Source organism: Thiorhodovibrio litoralis, from assembly GCF_033954455.1.
GTDB classification, from domain to species: Bacteria; Pseudomonadota; Gammaproteobacteria; order Chromatiales; family Chromatiaceae; genus Thiorhodovibrio; species Thiorhodovibrio litoralis.
This window is the reverse complement of the sequence record NZ_CP121473.1, coordinates 3,318,552-3,340,633: the sequence shown is the minus strand read 5'-3', so window position 1 is coordinate 3,340,633 and position 22,082 is coordinate 3,318,552. Positions and strand designations below refer to the sequence as shown.

Here is a 22,082-nt window from a genome sequence, read left to right as displayed (position 1 = left end):
CGCTCGTTGCTCATGCGCCCTCGTTTACCCCTGACACCAGTACCCCTGACACCAGCGCCTTGGCAAGGTTGCCCGGTATTGGCGTGGGTTTGTGACGCTCAGGGTCAATACAGCAGTGTCGTGTCAGTGCTGTGGCGGCCAAGGTGTTGTCTTGGTTTAGACATCGATAGGTGAGGGTGAAACGGGTGGCCGCAAGCTGATCGAGCCCAAGTTGGATGCGAATCCGCGCTCCATGGCGCATTGGGGCGCGGTAGTCGGCCTCGGCATGGATGAGCGGCAGCAGGATCTCGCCCTGGCGGATAAGCGCGTCGATCGGGAAGCCGAGCGTTTCCATCCAACATTCGTAGGCGTCGTGCAGGTGGCGAAACAGATTGCCGAAGAAAATCAGCCCGGCGGCATCGACATCGTGCAGGGCGATGCGAAAACTGTATTCGAACAGCGCGGGTGATTGCCCCTGGGTGAAATGGGTTGCCTTGGATGTCTCCGACGCGCCGAGTGGCGTGGTTGGATTGTCCCTGGATGCCGGCATCAGGCGACGCTTTCAGTGGGTTGGATGCGGTCGACATCGACGGAAACCTTGAGTTCGTGCTCACCGCCGCCGTAGAAGACGCCGCGCACCGGGGTGACGTCCTGGTAGTCGCGGCCGATGGCGGTGGTGATGTGCTGCTCACCAATCAGGCAGTTGTTTGTTGGGTCGAAGTCGATCCACCCGTGGCCTGGGGCGAAGATCGCAAACCAGGCATGGGAGGCATCGGCACCGCGCAGCTTGGGTTTGTCGGGCGGCGGCAGGGTTTCGAGGTAGCCGCTGACGTAGCGCGCGGCCAGACCCAACCCGCGCAGGGCGGCGATGCCGAGATGCGCGAAGTCCTGACAAACACCGCGGCGATGTTCGAGCACCTCGCTGATCGGGGTGGCAACCGTGGTAAAGCTCGGGTCGTATTCGAACTCGTCATCGATGCGCTGCATCAGGTCGCGCGCGGCCTCAATCAGCGGGCGCCCGGGCGAGAAGCTGCTTTGCGCGAACTCTACCGCCTCTGAAATCGGTGGGATGGCCGGGGAGGGCAGGGCAAAGGCGCGCGCGGCGAGATGATCTGCATCGGTGCCGGCACGCAACTGCTCGCGGGCGCTCTCCCAGGGTGGGTCGGCATCGGGCGCGGGCACTTGCGGGACCTCAACCTCCACCTCGCTGATGGCGCTGATCTCGAGCATGGAATGCGACTGCTGCAGCGAGAAATAGCTCACCCGGTTGCCGAAGAAGTCCTGATGCTCGCGCGTGACCGATGGCCATGGGGTTACCCGCAGGCTGGCGTTGATGACACGCTGATGCGGCATGGGTCGGGGTTTGAGGTGCGCCACGCTGTGACAGAGCGAGACGGGGCCGGCGTAGGCATAACGGGTGACATGGCTGACGCGATATTTCATGCGTGGCTCCCGGCATCGCGTGGCTCGAGACCGCCGCTGCGGGCGTCGAGCAGATAATGCGGTTGTTCTTCGTGGCGGAAGTATTGGGCGGTCAGGGCGTCGGACAGATTGGCGAGTCCATCCTCGATGCCGCTTAGCATGGTGTCGAGCGCCTCGCGCCGGGGCGGCTCGCCTTCCTCGGTAACGCTGGACTGACTGAGTAGATCGAGCTCGGCGAGCCGCAGATCGGTGACGATGCGCATGATGAACTTTTCCGCCTGGCTGCGCTGTGGCTGGTTCTGCGTGCGCGGCATTTCGTAGACCAGTCGCTGCAGCTTTGCGAGCTGAAAGGCTAGCGAGCGCGGATTGGTTTCGTCCTGAAAGACAAGGTCCAGCAGGGCGCCAACGCGGGTGCCGGAGCGGTAGCGGCGGCGGTAGGTGATCAGGCTGTCGGTGACGCCGAGCACGGCTTCAATCGTCAGGGTCTCATCGGGCTCGCCGGCGACCGGCACCAGGGTGGCGCGCAGCAGGGCGGCGATGTCGCTGCCGCGCTCAATGCGGCGCCCGGCCTCGAGGAAATGCCAGCCCTCGTTGTGATTCATGTTCTCGTTTGTCAGCGCGGCAAAGGCAACGAGCGAAGTCACCAAGGGGTCCAGCACATCCAGCACCCCGCTCAGTCCCTGGGGCTGATGCTTGGTCAGCGCGGTGCGGCTTTTCTCAACGGCGTTCACCACCCGCCAGGTGTCGTTCGAGAGCCGGTCGCGTACCGACCAGGCGGCGGTGCCAAGCGCCTGCAAGGTTTGCGGCAGACCCCCGGCGCGCTCGGCGTCGGTGATCAGCGAGATCATTTCTTCGGTTGGCTCGGCCAGTCGCTCCTCGGCACCTTCGCCGACAAAGCCGGGATAGGTTTGGCTCTGGCAGGTCAGCGCTTGCAGCAGCAGCCTCAGGCAGGTGGATTGATTGGGTTCGGGCTGGAAGATGAATCGGTCGCCGAGTTTAATCAGGGTGACGCGCAGCAGGCGCACCAGCCCTTCGGCACGTTCGGCGTAGCGGCCGATCCAAAACAGATTGTCGGCGACGCGGCTTGAGACTTCGCTTTCGTGCACGATCGCCGGCGACGCACGCTCGCCGGCGATGATCAGGGTTTCCTGGCGTTCCGGCTCGGTCGCCAGTACCCAGGTGTCCTTGCCGAGGCCGCCGAGTTGGTGGGAGACGATGGGCGTGCTCTGGTTGAGCGCGACCCGGCTCAGGCCCCCGGGCATGACGACATAGCCTTCTTGATCGGCCACCAGGAAGCTGCGCAGCACAAAAGGCCGCGGCTGCAGGCGCCCGTCGATGTAGGCCGGCGTGGTTGATGGCTTGACCATGTCCTGGGCAACGAACAAGGCCGGAGTGGCGCGCATGGCGGCGATCAGCGCATCGCGCTCGGGCGCTGCGAGTTGCTGCGGCAGCCAGGTCTTGGTGCCGCCGATGTTCCCGGTGGCGCCGCCGATGGGGCCGCCGGTCTGCTTGATGGTGAACCGGTCGAGATCAGCAATGGCGCGCTCGAGATTGTCCGGCTCGCCACACCACCAGGTGCCCGTTTGCGGTAGCAGCAATTCCTCACCGAGGAGATGCTGACACAGGCCCGGCAGCAGTCCGAACAGACCGGGATGCTCCAGCACGCCGCTGCCGAGCGCGTTGGCAACCGTCAGGTTGCCGGCACGCACCGCCGCCAACAAACCAGGCACGCCGAGCAGGGAGTCCTCGCGCAGTTCGAGCGAGTCGCACCAGACGTCATCGACACGCCGGATGAGTGCATCAATGCGCTCGAGCCGCCCTAATGTGCGTAGCCAAAGCGCGCCATCACGCACCGAAAGATCGCCGCCCTGCACCAGGCTATAGCCAAGATAATTGGCCAGATAAGCGTGCTCGAAGTAGGCCTCGTTGCTCGGTCCCGGGGTCATCAGCGCGATGCGCGCCTCGTCCGGCTCGCGCGGGGCGAGCCGGGCGAGGGCGCGCCGCACCGCGCGGAAAAAGCCGGCGAGGCGATGGACATGGGAGTCGCGGAACAAGCTCGGCAGCACCCGCGAGAGCACCACGCGGTTCTCAAGTGCGTAGCCGGCACCGGACGGGCTCTGGGCGCGGTCGCCCAGCACATGCCAACGCCCTTCGCCGTCGCGGGTCAGATCGGCGCCATAGAGCACCAGCGGCTGGTTTTCGGCCACCTGGGTGCCGACACAGGGCAGCAGATAGCCGCTGAAACCGTCGATCAACTCCGGCGGCACCAGACCTTTGCGCACCAGTTGGCGCGGGCCGTGCAGGTCGAGCAGGATCAGGTTGAGCAGTTCGGCGCGCTGAATCAGTCCGCGTTCGAGCTCGGCCCACTCCTCGCCCCGCACCAGCAGCGGGATCGGGTCGAGCTCCCACGGGCGTGACATGCCGCGCGGGTCGCCATAAATGTTGTAGGTGACGCCGTTATCGCGCACCAAGCGGCGTGCCTCGCGCGAGCGCGCAGCAATGTTGTCAGGCCCGAGCGTGCGCAGGGATTCCAGCAAATATTGCCAATGCGGGCGCAGGCTGCCGTCGCCCGCGCGCATCTCATCGAAGCTGCTCGGCAGCGGCAGATAATGGTCGAGCAACGCTGGCGGCTCGTTCTCGTCCGATGGCACCAGCGCGAAAGGCGGCGCCGGGGCCAGCGTGGTCACCGGATCAATGGCGGACATCTGCGGGTCTCTAGCCTCTGGGGTGGGATGTTGGGGCTGGAGAGCAGGCGGCGCGCCCTTGCCAGCGATGGCGATGCGAGACGGGGATGGTCGGTCTCAATAGACCCAGGGGATGAACTTGCGCACCCGCCGGGCATAGTCCGGATAATCCGGGTGGCGTTCGGTCAGCCAGGCTTCTTCCTTGTTGGCTTTGTGGTCGAAAAAGGCAAAGCCTAGCACCAGCACCAACAGATGCGTGAGGCTCAGATTGTAGAGCGTCCAGGCAAAGGCCGCAAAGAGCTGGCTCGCATACAACGGATGACGCACGATGCCATAAACTCCCGTCTGCACCAGCTGGCTGTGATCGACCGGGTAGGGCAGGGGCGTGAGATATTCGCGGATATGCAGGGAGCCGAAACCGGCAAAGGCAATGGCCACCAGGGCCGCCGGAATCACCAGTGGGAGCAGCCAGGGACGCACGGCCGCGAGCGCCGCGCTGTCGACGCCCGGGTGCCAGGCTGGCATGATCGCGAAGATCAGAATCAGCGCGAATTGAATCGCCACCAGATGCTCGCCACGGCTGCCCATGAGGCTGAGGCGGCTGAGGCGGCTGAGTAAGGATGAAGGGTCGGAGTTTTCAGGCATGGTTGAAAAGCGGATCATACTCGGCATCGGAATGGGGCTCATTGTAACCTTCTCAGCGCCGGAGATTGGTATGGCGAATGATCATTTTACAGACGCGCAGGTCTCGGGCGGATCGGGACAACGACCAGAAACGCTGTGGCTGATCGACGATTTCAGCAATCCTGGCGCGTCCAAGCTCGGAACTCCATGGCGCGCGGTCAGCGATCAGGTCATGGGCGGGGTCTCGACGGCTAGTTTGCGCCGGCTGCAAAGTGCTGATCTCAACGTGATCTGCCTGGAAGGCGACGTCAGTCTTGAGAACAACGGCGGTTTTGCGCAGATCAATCTCGATCTGAGCGCCGATGGGCCGCTCGATGCCAGCGGTTACACCGGCGTCTGGCTGATCCAGCGCGGCAACGGGGCGGACTACAGCCTGCATCTGAAAACCACAGCGACCCGGCTGCCCTGGCAATCCTATCGTGCCGGATTTTCGAGCACGGCTGATTGGGTCGCGCTGAAACTGCCGTTCGCGGACTTTGTGCCTCACCGCATCGACCAGCCGCTCGACCCAGCGCGGCTCAAGCGGCTTGGTCTGGTTGCCATCGGTCGCGAGATGACCGCCGAGCTCTGCGTCGCCGAGGTCGGTTTCTATCGCGACGGGCCTGTGCGCGCCGCACCAAACCCCGATTAGACCAAGCGCGATCAAACCGAACACGATCAAGCCAACAACGATTTGACCCGGATGCGAGATAACCGGAAAAGTCGATATGCCGGAGAAACCTGATGACTGTTTTGATGCCTCCTTCGTCCAGATCCGCGATCGGTTGGCGTGCGCTCTTGTTATCGCTTTTGCTCCCAACAGCACCTGTGATAGCGCAGGATGACTGCGGCGGGCCTTTCGCTGAGTGGCGCCAGGGCGTCGTCGCCGAGGCGCGCGCGCAGGGCCGCAGTGAGCAGGCCATCGCGCGGCTTGCGCGCCTGTCGCCTGATTCCAAGGTGCTGGCGCATGACCGCTCCCAGGCCGTCTTCAGCCAGGATTGGCTCACCTTCGCCGGGCGCATGGTCAACGCCTATCGCCTGCGCCTGGGGCGCGAGCATCTGCGCGACTGGGCCAGCACCTTTGCGCTGGCCGAGCAGCGCTACGGGGTTCCGGGGCCGGTCATTACGGCATTCTGGGGGCTTGAAACCGACTACGGCCAGGTGCTTGGCGATTTCGACACCCTGCGCGCCCTGGCGACCCTGGCGCACGACTGCCGCCGGTCGGATTTATTTCGCGAGCAGCTGCTGGCGGCGCTGGCGCTGCTGGACCACGGCGATCTCGCGCCGGGTGACTTCAAAGGCGCCTGGGCCGGGGAGATTGGCCAGATTCAGCTGTTGCCGTCCGACTATCTGCGCCTCGGCACCGACGGCAACGGCGATGGGCGCGTCGATCTGCGCGCCACCAAGGCCGATGTGATCCTAACCGCCGCCCGTCTGTTGCAAGACCTCGGCTGGCACGCCGGCGAGCCCTGGCTGGAAGAAGTGCAAATCCCCGAGCAACTACCCTGGGCCGAGGTTGGCCTCTACAGCCGCTTGCCGCGCTCCCGCTGGGTCGAACTCGGCGTGCGCGCCGCCAACGGCTCCCCGCTGCTCGATGATGGCTATGCCAGACCCGAGTTGCCCGCCGCCCTGCTGCTGCCCATGGGCCGCCACGGCCCGGCTTTCCTGGCCTACCCGAACATGGATGTGTTTCTGGAATGGAACCAGTCCCTGGTCTACGCCACCACCGCTGCTTACTTCGCCACCCGCCTGGCCGGAGCCGACAAGGTCAACCCGCGCAAGCCCGACCCCGGCCTGTCAGGTGAGCAGATGAAGCAATTGCAACGAAAGCTCACAAACCTCGGCCACGACGTCGGCAAGATCGACGGCATTCTCGGCGCCAAAACCCGCGCCGCCGTGCGCGCCGAGCAACTCAGTCGCGGCCTGCCCGCCGACGCCTGGCCGACCCCTTCGCTGCTGGCTGCCCTTTAGGTCGAGGTGCTATAACTATGGGAGCCCACCCATTGATGCGGCCCTAGGCGACTATGCCCGCCGCCAGGCGAGCGAACGAATCAGGTCACAGCGCCAATTCGGGCAGCGGATATATTCGGCCTTTAAATAATGGCTTGCCCAAAGATAAGGCTTGGATATCTGCCTGATCCGAAGCTGGGAGGCGCTGGATCGCTACATCTTCGATCCGCCCAAGCTCGCTCTGGCCTGGGATACCTCCTAGAGGAACGCTGTGACCGAGCGCTCGCGTGATGATTTTCAGGGTACATCCAACAGCCAGCTTGCACCATCATGGCTCACCCCCGAGGTTGCCCTCCGCCCCGGCGTTTCGCAACACTCGCTCAAACGGCGGGCGTGCGACCGAATGGGAAACAGGGGAATTGCTGAAAACCAAGCTTGACGCTCGGGTTGGGAGGAGCTAAACTCAGCTTGTTAGGGATTTTAGCCGCTTGTCGGGGCGTCCCACAATGTCCCCCTCGGGTTACAATCTGTTAATTATCGCAGTAGTGCCTCGTCGAAGGGGGGGAACACTGAAAAAGAACCTTGCCTCAAACAGCAAATTCGATCACTGAATACGCATAATCACAAATCCCAGTTTCGCAAGACGGGAGTGCCATAATTATGAAAATATTGACACGAGTCGGACGTAGTCTAGCTCTTCCGGTCGCACTCTTATCGGGGGCTGCCGTTTCTATGGATGCGATGAGCGCAACGTGCGTCGGTACGTACGAAGGTGGCAGCGACTGTTTTAAGAGCGACAACTTCAACAATGACACTGGGAACCAAGGTGTTCTGTCGGAAGATTCTCAGCCTTTCTTAGCTAACGGTGGAAGTTGGGAGTTGCTCGATAAAACCGACGAAAACAGCTCGGTCTTTGAGATCACTGCTAACGTAAAAGAGGATTCCGGCGACTGGAATATCATAACCCCTGAAGGTAAGAACATCTGGAATGAGTACTCCGCTGTAATGGTGACATTCAAAGGCGGAAATGGTAACTTCGGAAATTACGAAGGGATTCTTTTGATGCAGGGAAAGACGTCTGGGACATTCGATTGGCCTAGAGGTTCTCTGTCCCACGCAAGCCTGTGGGGAACCAATGACATATCTTCTGTTCCTATTCCCGCCGCGGCATGGCTCTTCGGTTCAGCGCTTCTTGGGTTGGTGGGGTTTGGTGCCCGTAGCAAAAAAGTTTCCAAGAAGATTTAAGAGTCTGGGTTCGGTTTGTTTCAGGCGTATCTGATTAAACCCAGTAGAAACAAGGTGCCAGTTTCGGTCAATTTCCAGAAAAAGATTCTGGGTCTGTTTCTTTTAAGAAAAGGAAGAAAACCAGGCTTAATTGATTTTGAAAACTGATCGGCACCCAAAAGCGGATATGTGCACAAACCCTGGACCGAAAGTCCGGGGTTTTTTGTGCCTATCACCGCATCATGCCTGTTCGATCTGCACCGAACGGTGCAACCTGAAATCATAACGGATATCTGGCTAGCTCCCGGGAGGGGAAGCGGGTTGCTGGTCTTTCTTCTCGGGCATGCGGCCGATCTCCCCTGTGGTGCCTCTGAAGATGAGCGTGGTTGCCGATGGGGTTGCTCTGGTTCTGTCGCGCTCAAGATGGCCGCGCCGGCCCGGGATTTTTGTCGCCGTCGCGCAGGGAAGGCGGTAGCCAGGACCAATCGTCGTCTTTCAGATCCTTGATCATCTTGTCCTCGTCCTTGACGATGTGCTCGACTTTGTCCAAATCCGACCAGGATGCACCGGCTTCCCTGATGCGACCCCTTTCCGCGCCAATCTTGTTATTGATTCCAAGCAGATAGTCATACCATTTTTGAAAGGCCGCGCTGTCGCCGTCATCCCACTCAGCAATTGGGTAGTACAATTTCTCGCGCGTATCGAGCAGGTACAAGCGGTCTTTTTTCAATCCGCGATTGCAATAGATCACACAGTAAGGCGTGCCGCTTAACCCATGGTATTCAAACTCAGCTGGCGTTTTGACCGCGAGGTCACCTTGTATCAGCTGTGCCATGATGCTCTCCTGAAGTGGGTTTTTTTCCCATTGCTGCGTCATCCAACACGCGCCACACCAAACGCTCCACCCCCAGCGCCACCACCGCGAAGGCGCGCAGATCGGCGAGGCCATGACGCGTGATCAGCGTGCCGCCGTAGTCGCGCGCCTGGGCCTCGGCCTCGTCAAGCTTGTCGGCGACCGCCGGGTATTGCATCAGCGCCTCGCGCGGTTGCGCCCGCACCTGTGCGCCGCTCAGGCCCAGCGCTTTCAAGCTCAGGTATTTGAATTCCAGCAACAGGTCGCGCGCCTGGAAGCGGCGCATATCCGGGCGCACGATCAGTGCCAGATCGACATAGCCGCGCCCGGTTTCGAGCTCTGACACCGCCATATAGAGGCGGTTGTCGAAGAGCAGGGTTAGAAAGGCGAATTTCACCAGCAGCTCATTGCTCCAGCGATAATCGCGGTTGGACAGCACGGCGAAATACTGGTGCTCGATCAGGTCGCACAGCGCGGTGGGATCTGCCTGCTGACCGAGGGCGCGCACCGCGCTTGGCAACTCCGAGGCGCGCGCATTGGGCGGCAGCCAGCGTTCGCGCAAGCGTTCGACATAGAGCCCACGCGCCACCAGATTGGGAATACGCAGCTGGCACTCATTGAAGGAATTCAAACCCGCCAGGGTGAGAATGCCGAAGAAATACAGCAAGGATGCCATGAATGGCTGATCCTTCACCGCCGCCAGCACATCGGCGACGCCGAAACGCTGCACCAGCTCGGGCACCAGCACCCGGTCATCGCCGCTCAGGGCCTCGATCAGCAGGTCCTCGCCATGGGGTAGGGCGGCGATATAGGCCAGCTTGTTGCGATCCATCGCCATGTTTTCATCGAGCAATTGCCGTGGGTACTTGCCTTGAGTGGCGAGTGCCTTGAAGAAATACAGACTCAAGGTCGGGTTGTAGAGACTGTCCCCGGCCTCTTCAGTGAAGCGATAGCCGTTATAGAAAGTGCGCATGGTGGCCAGCGCCTGCTCGGCCGACCAGTCTCCGCCTTCGGCGGCGAGCTGATGCAAGACGGCGGCGACCTCCTGCTCGTTGAAGCCGCACAGATCATTGAACTGGGGCAGCAGAAACAGATCCTCGCCGACGTTATAGCCGCTGGTCATATCGCTCAGCACGACAGGGGAAACGCCAACGATAAAAACCCGATCCAGCCCCTGGCCCCCGGCAGCGGCCTTGATGTGCTTGAAGACGGTTTTCATCAGCCCCTCGCCCTGCAGCAGGGTCTCATAGCGCGCCTGGCTGTCGGGCCGCCCGGCGGTGAGTATCTCGTTGGCGAAGTTGTCGTATTCGTCGATCAGCAGGTAGAGCTTGTGTGGGGTCGCGCGCACCGCGCCGAGCACTGATTGCAAAGAGGCCAATGCGTCCTCGGGGTGGATTTCGATTGTGCGCGTCCAATGCGCCTGATAATCCGCCGCAAACTGGGCAAGACGCCCATTGAGGTGGCGGTGCAGCGAGGCTTCGATGTCACCTAGTTCGCCATGCGCCGCTACCAGGGAGAAATCCCATCGCAGCACGAAGTATTGATTGTGCAGCTGGGTGGGGTTTTGCCCAATGGCGAGCGAACCGAAGAGCGCATCGAATTGATCGGCCCGGTTCAGATCGTAATAGTGCTCCAGCAGCGACAACAGCAGGCTCTTGCCAAAGCGGCGCGGGCGCAGGAAGACGAGCTGTCGCCCGGCGGCTTCCAGTGCCGGAATCCGATCGGTGCGATCCTGGTACCAGTAGCCCTCATACCGCAGGGTGGCAAAGTTGCTTAGACCGTAGGGAAAGCGCATGGGGGAAGTTGTCCGTTTTGGTTTTTGGCCCGCAGGGGTGGATTCATTTGCCCAGAAACCTTTTCTAACCTGCGAAGTGGGCATGCTGGTGCACGCCAATTACCTCAATGGCCATCGCTTGCTTCTGCGTGTCGGCAGATCTCGCGTGCGGTGCCGCTGAAGATGATTTTGTGCGCGGGCTCAAAACCATACCAATACAACAACCCCCAGACGCCGGCGGGGTGCCAATAGGCGGTGAGGTTGAGCTTGGTGCCGCCATCAGCGCGCGGCTCGAGCTCGAATTCCAGCATGCCGGCGCCGGGCGCTTTCATGCCGAAGGCGAGGCTCAGGCGGCGTTCTGGCTCGAGGCCGAGCACCTTCCAGGAGTCGATGCGGTCGCCGACACGCAGCTCTGTTGGATGCCGCCGCCCGCCGCGATGGCCGGGACCCCCGGCGAGCCAGTCGAGCCGCTCGCGCAATTGCCACAGTGGGTTGAGATAGTAATAGCCGGTCTCGCCGCCGATGGCGGTGACCACGCGCCAGACGGCGGCCGGCGAGGCGCTGGTCTCGGCTGAGCCGCCGGCGCGTTTGGCGTAGTAGGCATAGTCGATACGATGGTTGCGCACGGCAAAGGCTCCTTCCACCCAGCGGGTGACAATGCGATGTTCGCGCTCGGCGGCAAAGGCGGCGTCGACGGACTCGCGGAAATTAAGCAGGCGTTGCGGGATCAGACGGCGCAGCGCGGCATCATCGGCGGTGAAATCATGCTTCAGGCCCTCGATGAGCGCGCGTGCGATGTTGGTCGGCACCGCGGTGATCAGCCGCAGCCAATAGGACGATAGCTTGGGCGAGAGCACCGGCACCGGGATGATCAGCGGCGGGCGACGGCCGCCGGCCTCGGCGAGGATGCGCATCATTGACTGGTAGGTCAGGGTCTCGGGGCCGGCGGCGTCATAGATGTGGCCGCCGGAGTCGGGGTGGCGCGAGAGCTCGACCAGATAGGTGAGCAGATTCTCAAGCGCGACGGGCGGCGACTTGGCCCGCACCCAGCGCGGGGTGACCATGACCGGCAGGTGGTAGACCAGATCGCGCATCACCTCGAAAGCGGCTGAGCCTGGGCCGACGATGATGCCGGCGCGCAGCTCGGTGACCGGCACCGAACCACGCCGCAGCATGTCGCCGGTGTCGCGGCGCGAGACGATGTGCTCGCTGGAGGCATCTTCCGGCACCAGACCGCCCAGGTAGATGATGCGCTCGACGCCGGCATCGGCGGCGGCCTCGGCGAAATTGCTTGCCGCTTCCAGGTCGAGCTGACCGAAGGATTTCCCCGCGCTCATGGAATGAACCAGATAATAGGCCACGCGCACGCCGGCGAGTGCCGCGGGGAGCGTTGATGGCTTGAGCGCATCGGCGCTGACCAACTCCACCGGTTGCCAGCAGTGTGCCGCCAGACTGGCCTGATTGCGCGCGCTCGCCCGCACCCGGATGCCCTCGGCGAGCAGGCGCGGCACCAGATGGCTGCCAATGTAGCCGCTCGCGCCAAATACCAGGCACAGGCCGGGGTCGGATGGAGCGGCATGAGTCGCCACAGCGGCAGACGGGTTGTCCGCGCTCTTCGCTTGTGATGGATTGTCCTCACTGATCATGATCGGCTCTCTCTTGGCATTGCGAGCTGGTCAGGCGTGGCCCGACCAAGTACCTTGCCACGGGTTAGGTCGATTGGGTAGTCCGGGGTTATCCGGATTTTTTCAAGGATCGGACCTGTTGCTTGATGGAATACAGGACTTGTGTATAGTCTTGGTAGTCTCATATCATCGGGGATATGAAAGACTGGCGCTGCGTTTTGGATACCAGTGTTCTGGTTGCTGCGTCCCGCAGCCGGTTGGGAGCGTCTTTCGCCTTGCTCGAGGCGCTGCGCGCGGGTCGCTACCAGGCGCTGGCATCGGTACCTCTGATGCTGGAGTACGAAGCAGTTTTGTGTCGCGAGGGTCAGTTGGAGGCGAGCGGACGGGATCTTGCAACCACGGGTGCGTTTCTCGATGCCTTGAGTCTTTGCATGGAACCTGTCCACCTGTATTACCTGTGGCGCCCGCAATTGCGGGACGCGGCGGACGAGATGGTTCTCGAAACAGCCCTGAATGGTCGCGCCGATGTTCTGGTGACCTTGAATGTCAGTGATTTCGAGCCTGCCAAGGCTTTTCGGCTGAAGGTGCTGACTCCCGGGCATTTTTTCCGCGAACTAAACCAGGAGTTCGAATAATGGCGAATTATGCCCTGCGTGTGCCAGAGTCCCTTTACTCCTATGCCCGGCAGGTGGCCGAGGAGGAGCATGTGTCAATGAACCAGTTTTTCGTCACCGCCATTGCTGAGAAGGTCTCGGCACTCAAGACTGAGGCCTATTTTCGCGAGCGGCAAGCGCGGGGCGATTTAGGCGCCTTCGATGCCTGGCTGGCGGCTAGTCCGTCGGCGCCTCCGATGGCGGGTGATGAGCGGGTTTGAGAAAAAGCCCAACTTGACTCCCTCGGTCTTTTCAATTGTTAGTCACACCGGTGACGAATCCCCATAGGAGGGGTTTGCTGCCTGGAGCTTATTGATGACATCGGGAGACACAATGCCTGAGTCGCGGTTGTGCTACCAGGGGTGCGTTGTTGACGTGTTCAGCGAGAGCGTTCGCTTGCCCAATCAAGCGCTGGTGAAGCTCGATATCATCCGGCATCCAGGTGGCGCGGCGGCGGTGGCGTTGGATGGGGAAGGTCGGGTGTGCCTGTTGCGGCAATATCGCCATGCCGCCGGTGGCTGGCTGTGGGAGCTGCCGGCGGGCAAGCTGGACCCGGGCGAGTCGCCGCGCGTCACGGTGGAACGGGAACTGGTCGAGGAGGCGGGCATGGCGGCGGCGGACTGGGCGTCGCTTGGGCGCATGCACAGCTCGCCAGGGGTTTTTACCGAGGTGATTCATCTGTTCCTGGCGCGCGAGCTGACCCCAGGCGAGACGGCGCATGAGCATGGCGAGCTGATTGAGGTGCATTGGGTACCCTTTGCAACAGCGCTGGAACGCTGCCAATCTGGTGAGATCACCGATGCCAAGACGCTTATCGGCCTGTTTCGCGCCGCGGCATTCCTCGGGCAGCCGAGTGTCGAATCGACGACGGGCGGGGCGGATTTGAACCTTGCAGCTGCAAGTGGTGGGGATTCGAACCTTGGGAGGGCGCAATGATCTTGTGCATATCTGATTCTTCGGTTCGCTGCGCGGTGGCTGCCGATCAAGTGGTCCAGTCTAACGATCGAGGATCTCGCGCTGGCGGCGCCTTTTTTGATCATCGAGCCGGGGAAACCGGGTTGCGACCAGCCATTGCCCGACCAGCCATTGCCAGACCTGGGCTTGGACTGAATCCTGTGCTTGGCCTGTGGCTGATGCTGCTCGGGCTGGCCGTCGCCTGGCCGGTTGCTGCGGCGGATCAGCGCGAGTTCGCCTACCTGCCGGTCTATTCGCAGCCGGCGGAGGATCTCGTCGATGTGCTGCGTCCGATGGCTGGTGGCGGCTCGGTTGTCGCACATCGCAGCCAAATCATCGTGAACGGCACTCCGGCGGAGATCGCGGCGGTGAGCGAGGCGCTGGAGCGGCTCGACCGCCCGGCGCGACGGCTGATGATCGAGGTGCGCCTGGCCGACCGCTCGGTCGGCCACCAGTCGGGACGGCGAATCGCCGGCACCTGGGATCGCAGTGACGGGCGCGATCAGATCAGCATCAGTGCCGCGGGGCGGGAGATTCGCACCCGGCGTCAAGATGATCGGGTGCAGCGGGTGCAGACGCTCGACGGCAGTCCGGCACTGATTCGCACCGGCGAATCGCGGCCGGTCACGACCTTTGCTGGGGTTGATCCTTACGGCGGCGGCGTGGCGCTCGGCCAGGATTATCAGTCAATCGACACCGGCTTCTATGCCCTGCCGCGCACCCATGGCGATGAAGTCACCATTGAGCTCTATCAGCAAGACCAACAGGCACTGCCGAATGGCCGCGTGCGCGGGGGCTCGGCGCAGACCGTGATGCGCGGCCATCTGGGGGAGTGGCTGGACCTCGGCGGCCAGCAGCAGTTGGAAGAATCCAATGTCAGAAGCTGGACAACGGAAGACTCCGGTGAGCGGCGCCTGCAATTGCGGGTGATGCCGCTCGATTGACCGCTGGCACTGCGCCGGGCCTGCTGACAGTCAATCAACCTATGCGTGCCGGTGACTCGCACCGACAGGCATGGCACTTTAAGCGCAAGATAGTTCGCCAGCTTTCGGATCAGTGCTGGCGCGCCACCTCAGCCATGGCGTCCTCATAGCGCTTTCTGAGTGAGTCGCGCAGCCCGGCCGCCTTGGCCCCTTCGCAGCCGCCGAGATCGCGCAGTTGCTCGAGGAAATCGGCCTGCATGCGCGCCTGGGCATCGCGGTAATAGCCCTCGGGGAAGTAATCGTCCTGCACGTCGAGCACTGTCATGCGGTAGCTGCTGACCAGTTCCTTGTTGAGATTCTCGCTGCGCCGTCCGGATTGGTCGCTGCGGCAGCGGCGGTTGTAGAAATCGAGCTCGAAGGCCGCTTCGACGGCATTAACCAGCATGCTCTCGGTTGCTTCGTCCAGCGGTGCGGCGAGTGCGATAGACCCCTGAGCGAGCGTCCACAGCAGCCCTGCCGCAAGCAATAGGCGCGGGCTGGCGGGCCGTGGCTGGATGGGCTGCAAGGTAGGCGTCATGGCGAAACAGGCTCCTGGGTGACGAGTGGCTCATGTTGGGCGCGGCTGGCGCAAGCGGAAGCTGCCCCTTCAGGGTGACTATACCCGAAGCCAGAGGTCCTTCGGCAGTCGAATCCGCGCACAAAGCGACTCACAGGAAAAACGACCAGAGAAAGAACCCGCTACCGACCAGGGCAATGATCAGAAAGACCTGTCGGGTGGACACCAGGTATGTCGCGCGGCAAGGGCCAGAATCCGAGCGGCTGACGCCCTGTGGCGCCCTGACAAACCCTGGGCAGTCCAGGGGGCAGCAGAGGAGCGCGGTTATCCTTGGTAGATGTCGACCTTTGTTTCCAGGCAGCGTCTTAAGCTTAAATCGGTTGATCCAATGCCATACCAGCTATCTGGCTTTTGGTAGAAGTCCAAGCCTCGGCCAATCTTGATGATCCAGCCATTGTCGATGCGGATTTCCCGATCATGTAAATTTTCGTTGACTTTAATTTCAAGTTGAATATCAATTTCCAACAGGCTTTGTTTGAGTTCATCGAGCCGGCTTGCCATTTCCTTCAGGTCTGTTTTGTCATCATAGGACGTGACCAAGGTGATTGTTCTGATGGTCGCTTGCTTGACCATGGTCTCGCAGAAGCGAACGAAATTTTGGATCTGATGATTGGCGCGGATATAGGGATCTTCGATCAATACGGCTTTCGCATTAACCAAATAGGGACTCATGAGCGATTCATAGCTGAACCCCGTGGCGCCGTAGTGGATGGTGAAATGTTGTTCCTTCAGGGCGGGGATGACGGGTTCAGCGGGTTCATAAGGTTGGGGCAAGGCGAGCGCGGATGGCATCGATGGCGCCGCTGATTCAGCAACTGGTCGATCGGCTTCCGGTTGCGCGCCGGCGGCCGCTGGGCGGGTTTTCGCTGTATTCCGCTCCTCGGTTGCGTGGTGGATGTTCTTCCGCGCGGGTTCCTGGGTGGCCGGGGCTGATTTGGACTCGGGGCAGAAGACGATGGTGTCTTGCCCCTGGCTGTTGATGAAGGACAGATTGATCAGCGCGAATTCATCATCGGACTTGCGCTTGTTCATCTGCTCCTTGACGCGGCGCCGGCTCTCGGTGGCATAAGCGACGTATTCATCGAATTCGTCATCATCGGGTGGACCCGACGGATGTAATATCTTGAGCAAGGCCGCTACGGTCTTCTTGATGCCCTTCTCATCACGGCCTTCAACGGCTTGGCCGAGCTTGATCCGCTGGCTGACTTCCTCATAGCGGTTGGTATGCTTTAATTGGTGGTGGAAGGCTTCGGCCAGGTAATCGGTGATGAATCCATAATTGCCGGTGAGAAATTCGCTGCTGTTCTTGGGCATCTCCCAGCCGGGCAGATAGGCGGCGAAGCGGTCCATGATCGCCAGGTCGAATTCCTTCGGCAGGGGTTGAAACAGATCATAAACCTCGGAATTGACGATCTGCGACACGGACAGATCAAGATTGCCGACAAAGGCCATGGAGGCATCGGCGATCACCTCAACGCCGCGTGAGAAGCGTCCATTGGCCATGAAGTCTTTCATGATCTGAATGGTGTCCGGGTCTTTGATCTTAATCCCGCCGACCTCATCAAAGGCCACGGTGTCCCAAAAGCCGACCAGGCCGATCTTCTTGCGCTGGTTGTTATAAAAGAGTGTCGCCTTGGTCGCCTGGCCGCCACTGATCAGGGTGGAATAAGGGGAAAATTCACTAAAGAAATAGGACTTGCCGGTTCCCCGTGGCCCCAGTTCAATAAAGTTGTAGTTGGGCTCGACCAGGGGCAGCAGGCGGGCGATGAAGTGCAGCTTCACGCGATGGCTGAGTTTGGCTGGTTCCAGACCCATGGAGCGCAGAATGACATCCAGCCAGTCTTCGCGGCTGAACTGAGCGCGGCCCTCGCAATAGGCGGCATAATCGAAGCGGCTCAGCTGGATGGGGCGCAGGTCTTCGATGTAGAAGGTGTAATCATCGTCTTCAATCTCGTTGTAGGCGATGGTGATTTCCGCCCACAGGCCGCCTTGCAGCAGGCGATCATTATCGCGGTAAAACTTCTCGCCGATGGCCACCCGGCGCGAGTCGAAGTTCTCGAGCGCCGCCCAATGGCGTTTGTCTTTCTCGACATAGTTCACATGCACCTTGTCGATGAAGCGATACTTCCCCTTGGTCGCCACCTTGGATTGCGCCATGTTCGCTTCATTCGGGCGCACATAATTATCCTGCAGGGTGTCGAGCACCGCCTCCAGACCGGCCTGGATTTCCTCATCGGTATCACTGGCACAGAAGCGCGCGAGCAAAAACTCGAGCACAAAGGTCGGCACATTGGTGCCTTTCTTGATGCGATGGAGCAGATCCTTGCGCACCACCTTGCCGTCAAAGACCGCGGTCAATTGTTGATCCAATGCATCCATCTGGTTAAACCGTGTAATCCGTTTCCAGTTCGAGTTGGGCAAAAATGCCCATGGTGTTGGGGTTCAAGGCCAACACCTTAATCTTGCCTTCATATTCCAGGCTCATCTTCAGGGTAATCTTTGCCTGATCGCCGGGTTTCAAAGTGATGGTGCCCGAGGCGGGATCGACCAGTCCACCGGGTTTGGCCTCGCCCACCACATTGCCTTTTTTGTCCTGGGCTTCGAGCAGGATCTCAAACTCGCCTTCCTGGGAGAAAAGATCCTGGGATTCCACCGCCACCTCGAACACAGGCACCCGGGTGGTAATGCGGCGGCTCAGGCCTTGCTTGTAGCTCAGGCTGACCTTGGCCTGCTGCACGCGGGGCTGATCGGCGGCTTTCAATCGCAGACGGATGACCGGCACCACCAACTCCTGCAAGGATGCGCCGCCATGAAAATAGGCCAAGCCGCCGCGATAGGCCGCCAGGCTCAAAGGACCGGCGAGGCGCGCGAAGTCTCCGCGCGCGCCGAGCTTTTCCGCCGGCAGGTTGAAATGCTGGCTGTCTTGCGCGCCCTGTCCGAGCAGGCAGCGATCATGCACGCACAGCCAGTCACCTGCTGGCTTGGCGCAGGTGTCCCCCGGGCCGGCATGGGTGTTGATGAAAAAACCATGGTCGGTGGCGATGATGACCTCGCGGAAGCCGTGCGCCTTGAGCATGGTGACGGCAACGCGGATGCGCTTAAGCGCATTGGTCAATTCGCCCGGCGCGCTGTCCGGGTGATTTTCGAATTGACTGTCGATCTCGACCGAACGCAAGACCAGTAGGTCGACATCCGCGTCGAGCGTAAAGGTCTTGCGTACAAAATCATCCAGCCGCCCCTGCTGAAAGCGTTGCCCGTAGCGCTTGCGCATCACCTCCATGCGTTGGTTTACGTTGGTCACTGCCTGACCATGCAGATGGGGCGTGACGTCGCCATCGGCTTTTACCAGGCGCAAGCCGGCCTGCGCATCGGGCAACAGGCTGGCCATGCCGACCGAGGTGATACTGGGCAAGGGGGCCATGGCCGCGTGCAGCGTCACCTGGCCGTCTTCCGCCAGCTGGCGCTCCAGGGCGACGCCGAGCTCGTAGCGCAGCGCATCCACCAGGATGTAGGCCACCCGCTGGCCGCTGGCGGCGAGCAACGGCGCCACCTGGGTATCGAAGACCTCGGTGTTGCAGAGTTTTCCGTTCAAGGGCCAGCCAGTCTGTTGCAGATGCTTAATGAACACTTGCTGGACCTTGCTGGCCAGTTGGCCATAGACCTGACGCCCCCGGTCGATCAGCGGTTGCATCAGTCCTTCAGTGTCTTGCCAGGCATAACCACTGACGGCTTGCTCGAACTCGCGCTGCAAGCGGTCCATCTCGCGCAACTGGCGCACATAAAAGTCCACCAGCTGGTCCAATCCGCCGCAGTGATCGCCGAGCACCCGATCGAGATCGGCACAGGTTTCCACCAGGGTCGCGGTGGCTTGTAGCAGATCCCACTGCGCCTGGCTCTCCCCCTTGCCGGTCCAAACCGACCCCCGATGCTGGGCCAGAATGGCGCGTGCCTGATCCGTGTCTTCCCCCAGCACGGCCCCCATGGCCCGGCGCAGAAAGGTGCGTTCTTCAAAGGCAAAGGTGTCGCGCGTGCCCAGATCGGTGAGATTGGCGCAAATGTCGGCAAGATTGAGCTCCTGCTCGACGCGCTCGGCCTGTTCGACGTAGCGAGCCTGGGTGCGCAGGTCGCTGCGCAGCCGATCACAAAGATCCTCAACCAGCGGGCGAGATGGCAGACTTGCCCGAGGAATGCTTTCCAACCCGGCGGGCAAGGACACCGGCAGGTCGAAGACGAATTCGCTGAACAACAAAAAGCGCCAGAACTCATCGGCGATGCTCGACCAGGTCTTGCCCTTGGTCTTCAGGTGCAAGCCGAGACTGTTCCTCAGCAGGTCGCGCGCCTCCTTCACCCAGGCCTCGTTGCCTTTCAGTTCGTCTTGCTGTCGCTGGTTCGGCACCAAGAGGGCGAATAGAAGATCGCGGCTCGAGTCTCGGCCGAGCAGCGCGCGAAGAGTCGGCCAGCCGAGACCGCCGGCGCCGATGGCATCGATGACCGCGAAGCTCGGGTTGGGCTCCTCGGCAAAGACGGCGCGTACCTGAGTGGCATCATCCGGCTTGGCCTTGAGGCAGAGCGCCAGGAAATCATCGCCATCGCCTTCCGGGAAGACAGCGCCGCAAGCGGCATGGATGGCAAAGGGATCTTTCTGCTGGTCTTCCTCGTTGATGGGTTTGGGCGCGGGCACATAAACCAGCAGCTCGTGGATCTCCTGATTGCCGATGCGTGCGAGCGCGTCCAGCGCCGCCAGGCGGCTGTCGATACTGGAATCCGTCGCATCCACCACCATGCGCTGCTCACTCGCCAAGGCCAGACAGAGCTCGCGGTAACGCCGGTCGGGGTCATAGACGGCCAGCACCTGATGCTTGGCCAGGCGGGGGAGAAGGATTTCCTGGCTGATGAATTCGGTGATGGAGTCGCTCATTCCTGAACCGGTGCACAAATCACTGTGGAAAAGTTAGCATCAATCAAAACCTGTCTGCTGATAATGACAAACACCCGGGATTTTTCCTAGGAAATAAAACGCCCGCGGTTGTTTGCTCGAGCGGCGCGAGGGCGCCTTCCACACCGAAGCGCGCCATGCAGGCGTATCGATCACCGATGCGCGCTATAATGATCGATAAACAGATGGGTTATCGATCATGCGCTGGAACTGGCAGCATCCAAACTGGCCGAACTTTACCTGGTCGCCGGACCGCCTAGCCCCGGCCGAGCGCCTATTTGCCCAGGAATCGGGAATCCTCATTGGAACATCGCGGCACATCGATGACGCAGACCGCGAGACCCTTCTTGTCGAGCAGCTCTGCCTCGAGGCGACCGACACGTCCGCCATCGAGGGCGAAATGCTTGATCGCGACAGCGTCCAGTCCTCCATTCGGCGGCAACTCGGCCTTGTCGCTGACCGGCGCCAGGTCGGCGCCGCGGAGGCCGGCATCGCCGAGTTGATGAGCCACTTGTATCAGACCCTGTCATCTCCGCTCGATCATGCTGACATCCAAAACTGGCATCGAATGCTGATGAACGGGCGGCGCGATCTTGATGGGATCGGTCGATACCGCACCCACCAGAAACCCATGCAGATTGTTTCTGGCGCCATTTATGCGCCAACAGTGTATTACGAGGCACCCCCGTCTGAGCGGGTTCCCGCCGAGATGGCGCGTTTTCTCACCTGGTTTGCCGACACGGCCGCTGAAGCCGGGCAGCCCTTGCCGCCAATGACCCGCGCCGGTATCGCCCACCTTTGGTTCGAGAGCATCCATCCGTTCGAGGACGGGAATGGCCGGCTTGGGCGCGCCATCGCTGAAAAGGCGCTCGCCCAGGGGGTTCGCCCGCCAATCCTGACCGGCCTGTCCACCACCCTCCTCAAACACCGAAAGACCTATTACGCCGCGCTCCACGCGGCCAGCAAGACGCTGGAAATCACGCAATGGCTGGAGTGGTTTGCGAATAAAGCCATTGAGGCTCGGCGTCGCAGTATCGCCCTGCTGGAATTTACCCTTGCAAAAGCGCGGCTGTTTGACCGGATTGGCGACCAGCTGAACGAACGTCAACGAAAAGCCGTGTTGCGGCTATTCGCGGCCGGCCCGGACGGTTTTGTTGGTGGATTGAGCGCCGGGAAATACCGCAGCATCACCGGCGCAACACCGCCGACAGCGACGCGCGATCTTGCTGACCTCGTCGCGCTTGGCGTGTTGCGGCGAACCGGCGAGCGAAAATCGACGCGCTACTCGCTCAATTTGCCAAACGATTCGTCGATCCGTGTTAGCGGCTGAACAAATGTGCGTTTACAGGCCTATTCACCACCGAAAGTTGCCACATCGAATACTTTCACAGTCTCTTTGGGTGGGAGTGCGGCGCTGGCGATTTGCAGGGCTTGGTGTTGGAGGCGGGTGAAGGGCTCGAGATAGTCGGCCGCGGGGAGGCGGTTGGATTTGGCGGAGTTGACCGAGGGCGGCACTGGGATGAGGTTCCAGAGTTGGTCGTGGACTACGAAGGACCAGGGGAGGTGGTGTGCGAAAGTCGTCCGCGAGCTTGCTGACGCTGAGGCATCGCTCGCCCTCGAGCGGGGTCGCCAACCGCATGCAAACGCAACCGCGTAAGTCCCTGTCTTGGTATTGTTTCCATTGGAAAGTAAGAGTAACATTTTCTGTGATTGCTTAATTTGACAGTTTAAGAGTTGCAGCCCGCATCTATGGCATCACAGCTGGATATCCCCATCCAAGAGGTTCAGCGTCGGCTTGGTGCTGATAACCCTTGGTGGCGCGCCGG

19 protein-coding genes are annotated in these 22,082 nt (G+C 61.3%); 8 read left to right on the top strand and 11 right to left on the bottom strand.

What is annotated here, in order from left to right; all coding sequences use genetic code 11:
* Positions 1–10: 10 nt before the first annotated feature.
* The 4 genes from Thiosp_RS14800 to Thiosp_RS14785 form a co-directional block, all read right to left on the bottom strand.
* A complete protein-coding gene (locus tag Thiosp_RS14800; protein ID WP_201065242.1) occupies positions 11–529 on the bottom strand; it encodes an acyl-CoA thioesterase in 519 nt (172 codons plus the stop codon).
* Positions 529–1,422 (bottom strand): transglutaminase family protein, encoded by an 894-nt coding sequence (locus Thiosp_RS14795; RefSeq protein WP_201065244.1) that lies wholly within the window; start codon positions 1,420–1,422, stop codon positions 529–531. Before Thiosp_RS14795 ends, Thiosp_RS14800 begins: the two co-directional genes overlap by 1 nt.
* Entirely contained in the window at positions 1,419–4,106 is a 2,688-nt protein-coding gene (locus Thiosp_RS14790) for a circularly permuted type 2 ATP-grasp protein (RefSeq protein WP_201065246.1), read from the bottom strand. Before Thiosp_RS14790 ends, Thiosp_RS14795 begins: the two co-directional genes overlap by 4 nt.
* Positions 4,107–4,202: 96 nt before the next feature.
* Positions 4,203–4,772: a methyltransferase family protein gene (locus Thiosp_RS14785; RefSeq protein WP_407702719.1), complete on the bottom strand. Its 570-nt coding sequence runs from the start codon at positions 4,770–4,772 to the stop codon at positions 4,203–4,205.
* A gap of 28 nt (positions 4,773–4,800) precedes the next feature.
* Here Thiosp_RS14785 and Thiosp_RS14780 point away from each other — a divergent pair, with 28 nt between their 5' ends.
* The 3 genes from Thiosp_RS14780 (at position 4,801) to Thiosp_RS14770 (ending at position 7,943) form a co-directional block, all read left to right on the top strand.
* Positions 4,801–5,400 (top strand): CIA30 family protein, encoded by a 600-nt coding sequence (locus Thiosp_RS14780; protein WP_201065249.1) that lies wholly within the window; start codon positions 4,801–4,803, stop codon positions 5,398–5,400.
* Between the two features lie 176 nt (positions 5,401–5,576).
* Positions 5,577–6,719 (top strand): lytic murein transglycosylase, encoded by a 1,143-nt coding sequence (locus tag Thiosp_RS14775; RefSeq protein ID WP_323696502.1) that lies wholly within the window; start codon positions 5,577–5,579, stop codon positions 6,717–6,719.
* A 639-nt stretch (positions 6,720–7,358) separates the two neighbouring features.
* The gene (locus Thiosp_RS14770; protein WP_201065253.1) at positions 7,359–7,943 is read left to right on the top strand and encodes a VPLPA-CTERM sorting domain-containing protein; all 585 of its coding nucleotides are present in this window, start codon (positions 7,359–7,361) and stop codon (positions 7,941–7,943) included.
* A gap of 397 nt (positions 7,944–8,340) precedes the next feature.
* On the opposite strand, the gene Thiosp_RS14765 is transcribed toward Thiosp_RS14770, so the two are convergent.
* The 3 genes from Thiosp_RS14765 to Thiosp_RS14755 form a co-directional block, all read right to left on the bottom strand.
* A complete protein-coding gene (locus tag Thiosp_RS14765; RefSeq protein ID WP_201065255.1) occupies positions 8,341–8,799 on the bottom strand; it encodes a hypothetical protein in 459 nt (152 codons plus the stop codon).
* A complete protein-coding gene (locus Thiosp_RS14760; protein ID WP_201065258.1) occupies positions 8,735–10,570 on the bottom strand; it encodes an AAA family ATPase in 1,836 nt (611 codons plus the stop codon). Before Thiosp_RS14760 ends, Thiosp_RS14765 begins: the two co-directional genes overlap by 65 nt.
* Positions 10,571–10,674: 104 nt before the next feature.
* The gene (locus tag Thiosp_RS14755) at positions 10,675–12,195 is read right to left on the bottom strand and encodes a DUF2867 domain-containing protein (protein ID WP_201065261.1); all 1,521 of its coding nucleotides are present in this window, start codon (positions 12,193–12,195) and stop codon (positions 10,675–10,677) included.
* A 176-nt stretch (positions 12,196–12,371) separates the two neighbouring features.
* Here Thiosp_RS14755 and Thiosp_RS14750 point away from each other — a divergent pair, with 176 nt between their 5' ends.
* The 4 genes from Thiosp_RS14750 (at position 12,372) to Thiosp_RS14735 (ending at position 14,725) form a co-directional block, all read left to right on the top strand.
* Positions 12,372–12,809 carry a putative toxin-antitoxin system toxin component, PIN family gene (locus Thiosp_RS14750; protein WP_201065264.1) on the top strand — a complete coding sequence of 146 codons (438 nt, stop codon included), beginning with the start codon at positions 12,372–12,374 and terminating at the stop codon, positions 12,807–12,809.
* On the top strand, positions 12,809–13,048 hold the full coding sequence (locus Thiosp_RS14745; RefSeq protein ID WP_201065267.1) for a hypothetical protein: 240 nt from the start codon (positions 12,809–12,811) through the stop codon (positions 13,046–13,048). Before Thiosp_RS14750 ends, Thiosp_RS14745 begins: the two co-directional genes overlap by 1 nt.
* Positions 13,049–13,160: 112 nt before the next feature.
* The gene (locus Thiosp_RS14740) at positions 13,161–13,763 is read left to right on the top strand and encodes an NUDIX domain-containing protein (RefSeq protein WP_407702718.1); all 603 of its coding nucleotides are present in this window, start codon (positions 13,161–13,163) and stop codon (positions 13,761–13,763) included.
* A gap of 122 nt (positions 13,764–13,885) precedes the next feature.
* Positions 13,886–14,725: a secretin N-terminal domain-containing protein gene (locus tag Thiosp_RS14735; RefSeq protein WP_201065273.1), complete on the top strand. Its 840-nt coding sequence runs from the start codon at positions 13,886–13,888 to the stop codon at positions 14,723–14,725.
* A 109-nt stretch (positions 14,726–14,834) separates the two neighbouring features.
* On the opposite strand, the gene Thiosp_RS14730 is transcribed toward Thiosp_RS14735, so the two are convergent.
* From Thiosp_RS14730 to Thiosp_RS14720, 3 genes are all read right to left on the bottom strand, one after another.
* Positions 14,835–15,281: a hypothetical protein gene (locus Thiosp_RS14730; RefSeq protein WP_242518410.1), complete on the bottom strand. Its 447-nt coding sequence runs from the start codon at positions 15,279–15,281 to the stop codon at positions 14,835–14,837.
* A 303-nt stretch (positions 15,282–15,584) separates the two neighbouring features.
* The gene (gene brxL / locus Thiosp_RS14725; protein ID WP_242518412.1) at positions 15,585–17,678 is read right to left on the bottom strand and encodes a BREX system Lon protease-like protein BrxL; all 2,094 of its coding nucleotides are present in this window, start codon (positions 17,676–17,678) and stop codon (positions 15,585–15,587) included.
* A gap of 25 nt (positions 17,679–17,703) precedes the next feature.
* Positions 17,704–20,238: a PglZ domain-containing protein gene (locus Thiosp_RS14720; RefSeq protein ID WP_201065277.1), complete on the bottom strand. Its 2,535-nt coding sequence runs from the start codon at positions 20,236–20,238 to the stop codon at positions 17,704–17,706.
* 217 nt (positions 20,239–20,455) lie between these two features.
* Here Thiosp_RS14720 and Thiosp_RS14715 point away from each other — a divergent pair, with 217 nt between their 5' ends.
* Complete coding sequence (locus Thiosp_RS14715) at positions 20,456–21,586, top strand: Fic family protein (RefSeq protein ID WP_201065280.1); 1,131 nt, start codon at positions 20,456–20,458, stop codon at positions 21,584–21,586.
* Between the two features lie 20 nt (positions 21,587–21,606).
* Here the strand turns inward: Thiosp_RS14715 and Thiosp_RS14710 are convergent, their stop codons facing one another.
* Complete coding sequence (locus tag Thiosp_RS14710) at positions 21,607–21,957, bottom strand: HNH endonuclease domain-containing protein (protein ID WP_201065288.1); 351 nt, start codon at positions 21,955–21,957, stop codon at positions 21,607–21,609.
* Positions 21,958–22,082 lie beyond the last annotated feature (125 nt).

Excerpts from the sequence above, each read along its gene's own strand:
- Thiosp_RS14800 (WP_201065242.1), bottom strand. The coding sequence starts at position 529 with ATGCCGGCATCCAGGGACAATCCAACCACGCCACTCGGCGCGTCGGAG.
- Thiosp_RS14795 (WP_201065244.1), bottom strand. The coding sequence starts at position 1,422 with ATGAAATATCGCGTCAGCCATGTCACCCGTTATGCCTACGCCGGCCCC.
- Thiosp_RS14790 (WP_201065246.1), bottom strand. The coding sequence starts at position 4,106 with ATGTCCGCCATTGATCCGGTGACCACGCTGGCCCCGGCGCCGCCTTTC.
- Thiosp_RS14785 (WP_407702719.1), bottom strand. The coding sequence starts at position 4,772 with ATGAGCCCCATTCCGATGCCGAGTATGATCCGCTTTTCAACCATGCCT.
- Thiosp_RS14780 (WP_201065249.1), top strand. The coding sequence starts at position 4,801 with ATGGCGAATGATCATTTTACAGACGCGCAGGTCTCGGGCGGATCGGGA.
- Thiosp_RS14770 (WP_201065253.1), top strand. The coding sequence starts at position 7,359 with ATGAAAATATTGACACGAGTCGGACGTAGTCTAGCTCTTCCGGTCGCA.
- Thiosp_RS14765 (WP_201065255.1), bottom strand. The coding sequence starts at position 8,799 with ATGACGCAGCAATGGGAAAAAAACCCACTTCAGGAGAGCATCATGGCA.
- Thiosp_RS14760 (WP_201065258.1), bottom strand. The coding sequence starts at position 10,570 with ATGCGCTTTCCCTACGGTCTAAGCAACTTTGCCACCCTGCGGTATGAG.
- Thiosp_RS14755 (WP_201065261.1), bottom strand. The coding sequence starts at position 12,195 with ATGATCAGTGAGGACAATCCATCACAAGCGAAGAGCGCGGACAACCCG.
- Thiosp_RS14750 (WP_201065264.1), top strand. The coding sequence starts at position 12,372 with ATGAAAGACTGGCGCTGCGTTTTGGATACCAGTGTTCTGGTTGCTGCG.
- Thiosp_RS14745 (WP_201065267.1), top strand. The coding sequence starts at position 12,809 with ATGGCGAATTATGCCCTGCGTGTGCCAGAGTCCCTTTACTCCTATGCC.
- Thiosp_RS14740 (WP_407702718.1), top strand. The coding sequence starts at position 13,161 with ATGCCTGAGTCGCGGTTGTGCTACCAGGGGTGCGTTGTTGACGTGTTC.
- Thiosp_RS14730 (WP_242518410.1), bottom strand. The coding sequence starts at position 15,281 with ATGACGCCTACCTTGCAGCCCATCCAGCCACGGCCCGCCAGCCCGCGC.
- Thiosp_RS14720 (WP_201065277.1), bottom strand. The coding sequence starts at position 20,238 with ATGAGCGACTCCATCACCGAATTCATCAGCCAGGAAATCCTTCTCCCC.
- Thiosp_RS14715 (WP_201065280.1), top strand. The coding sequence starts at position 20,456 with ATGCGCTGGAACTGGCAGCATCCAAACTGGCCGAACTTTACCTGGTCG.
- Thiosp_RS14710 (WP_201065288.1), bottom strand. The coding sequence starts at position 21,957 with ATGTTACTCTTACTTTCCAATGGAAACAATACCAAGACAGGGACTTAC.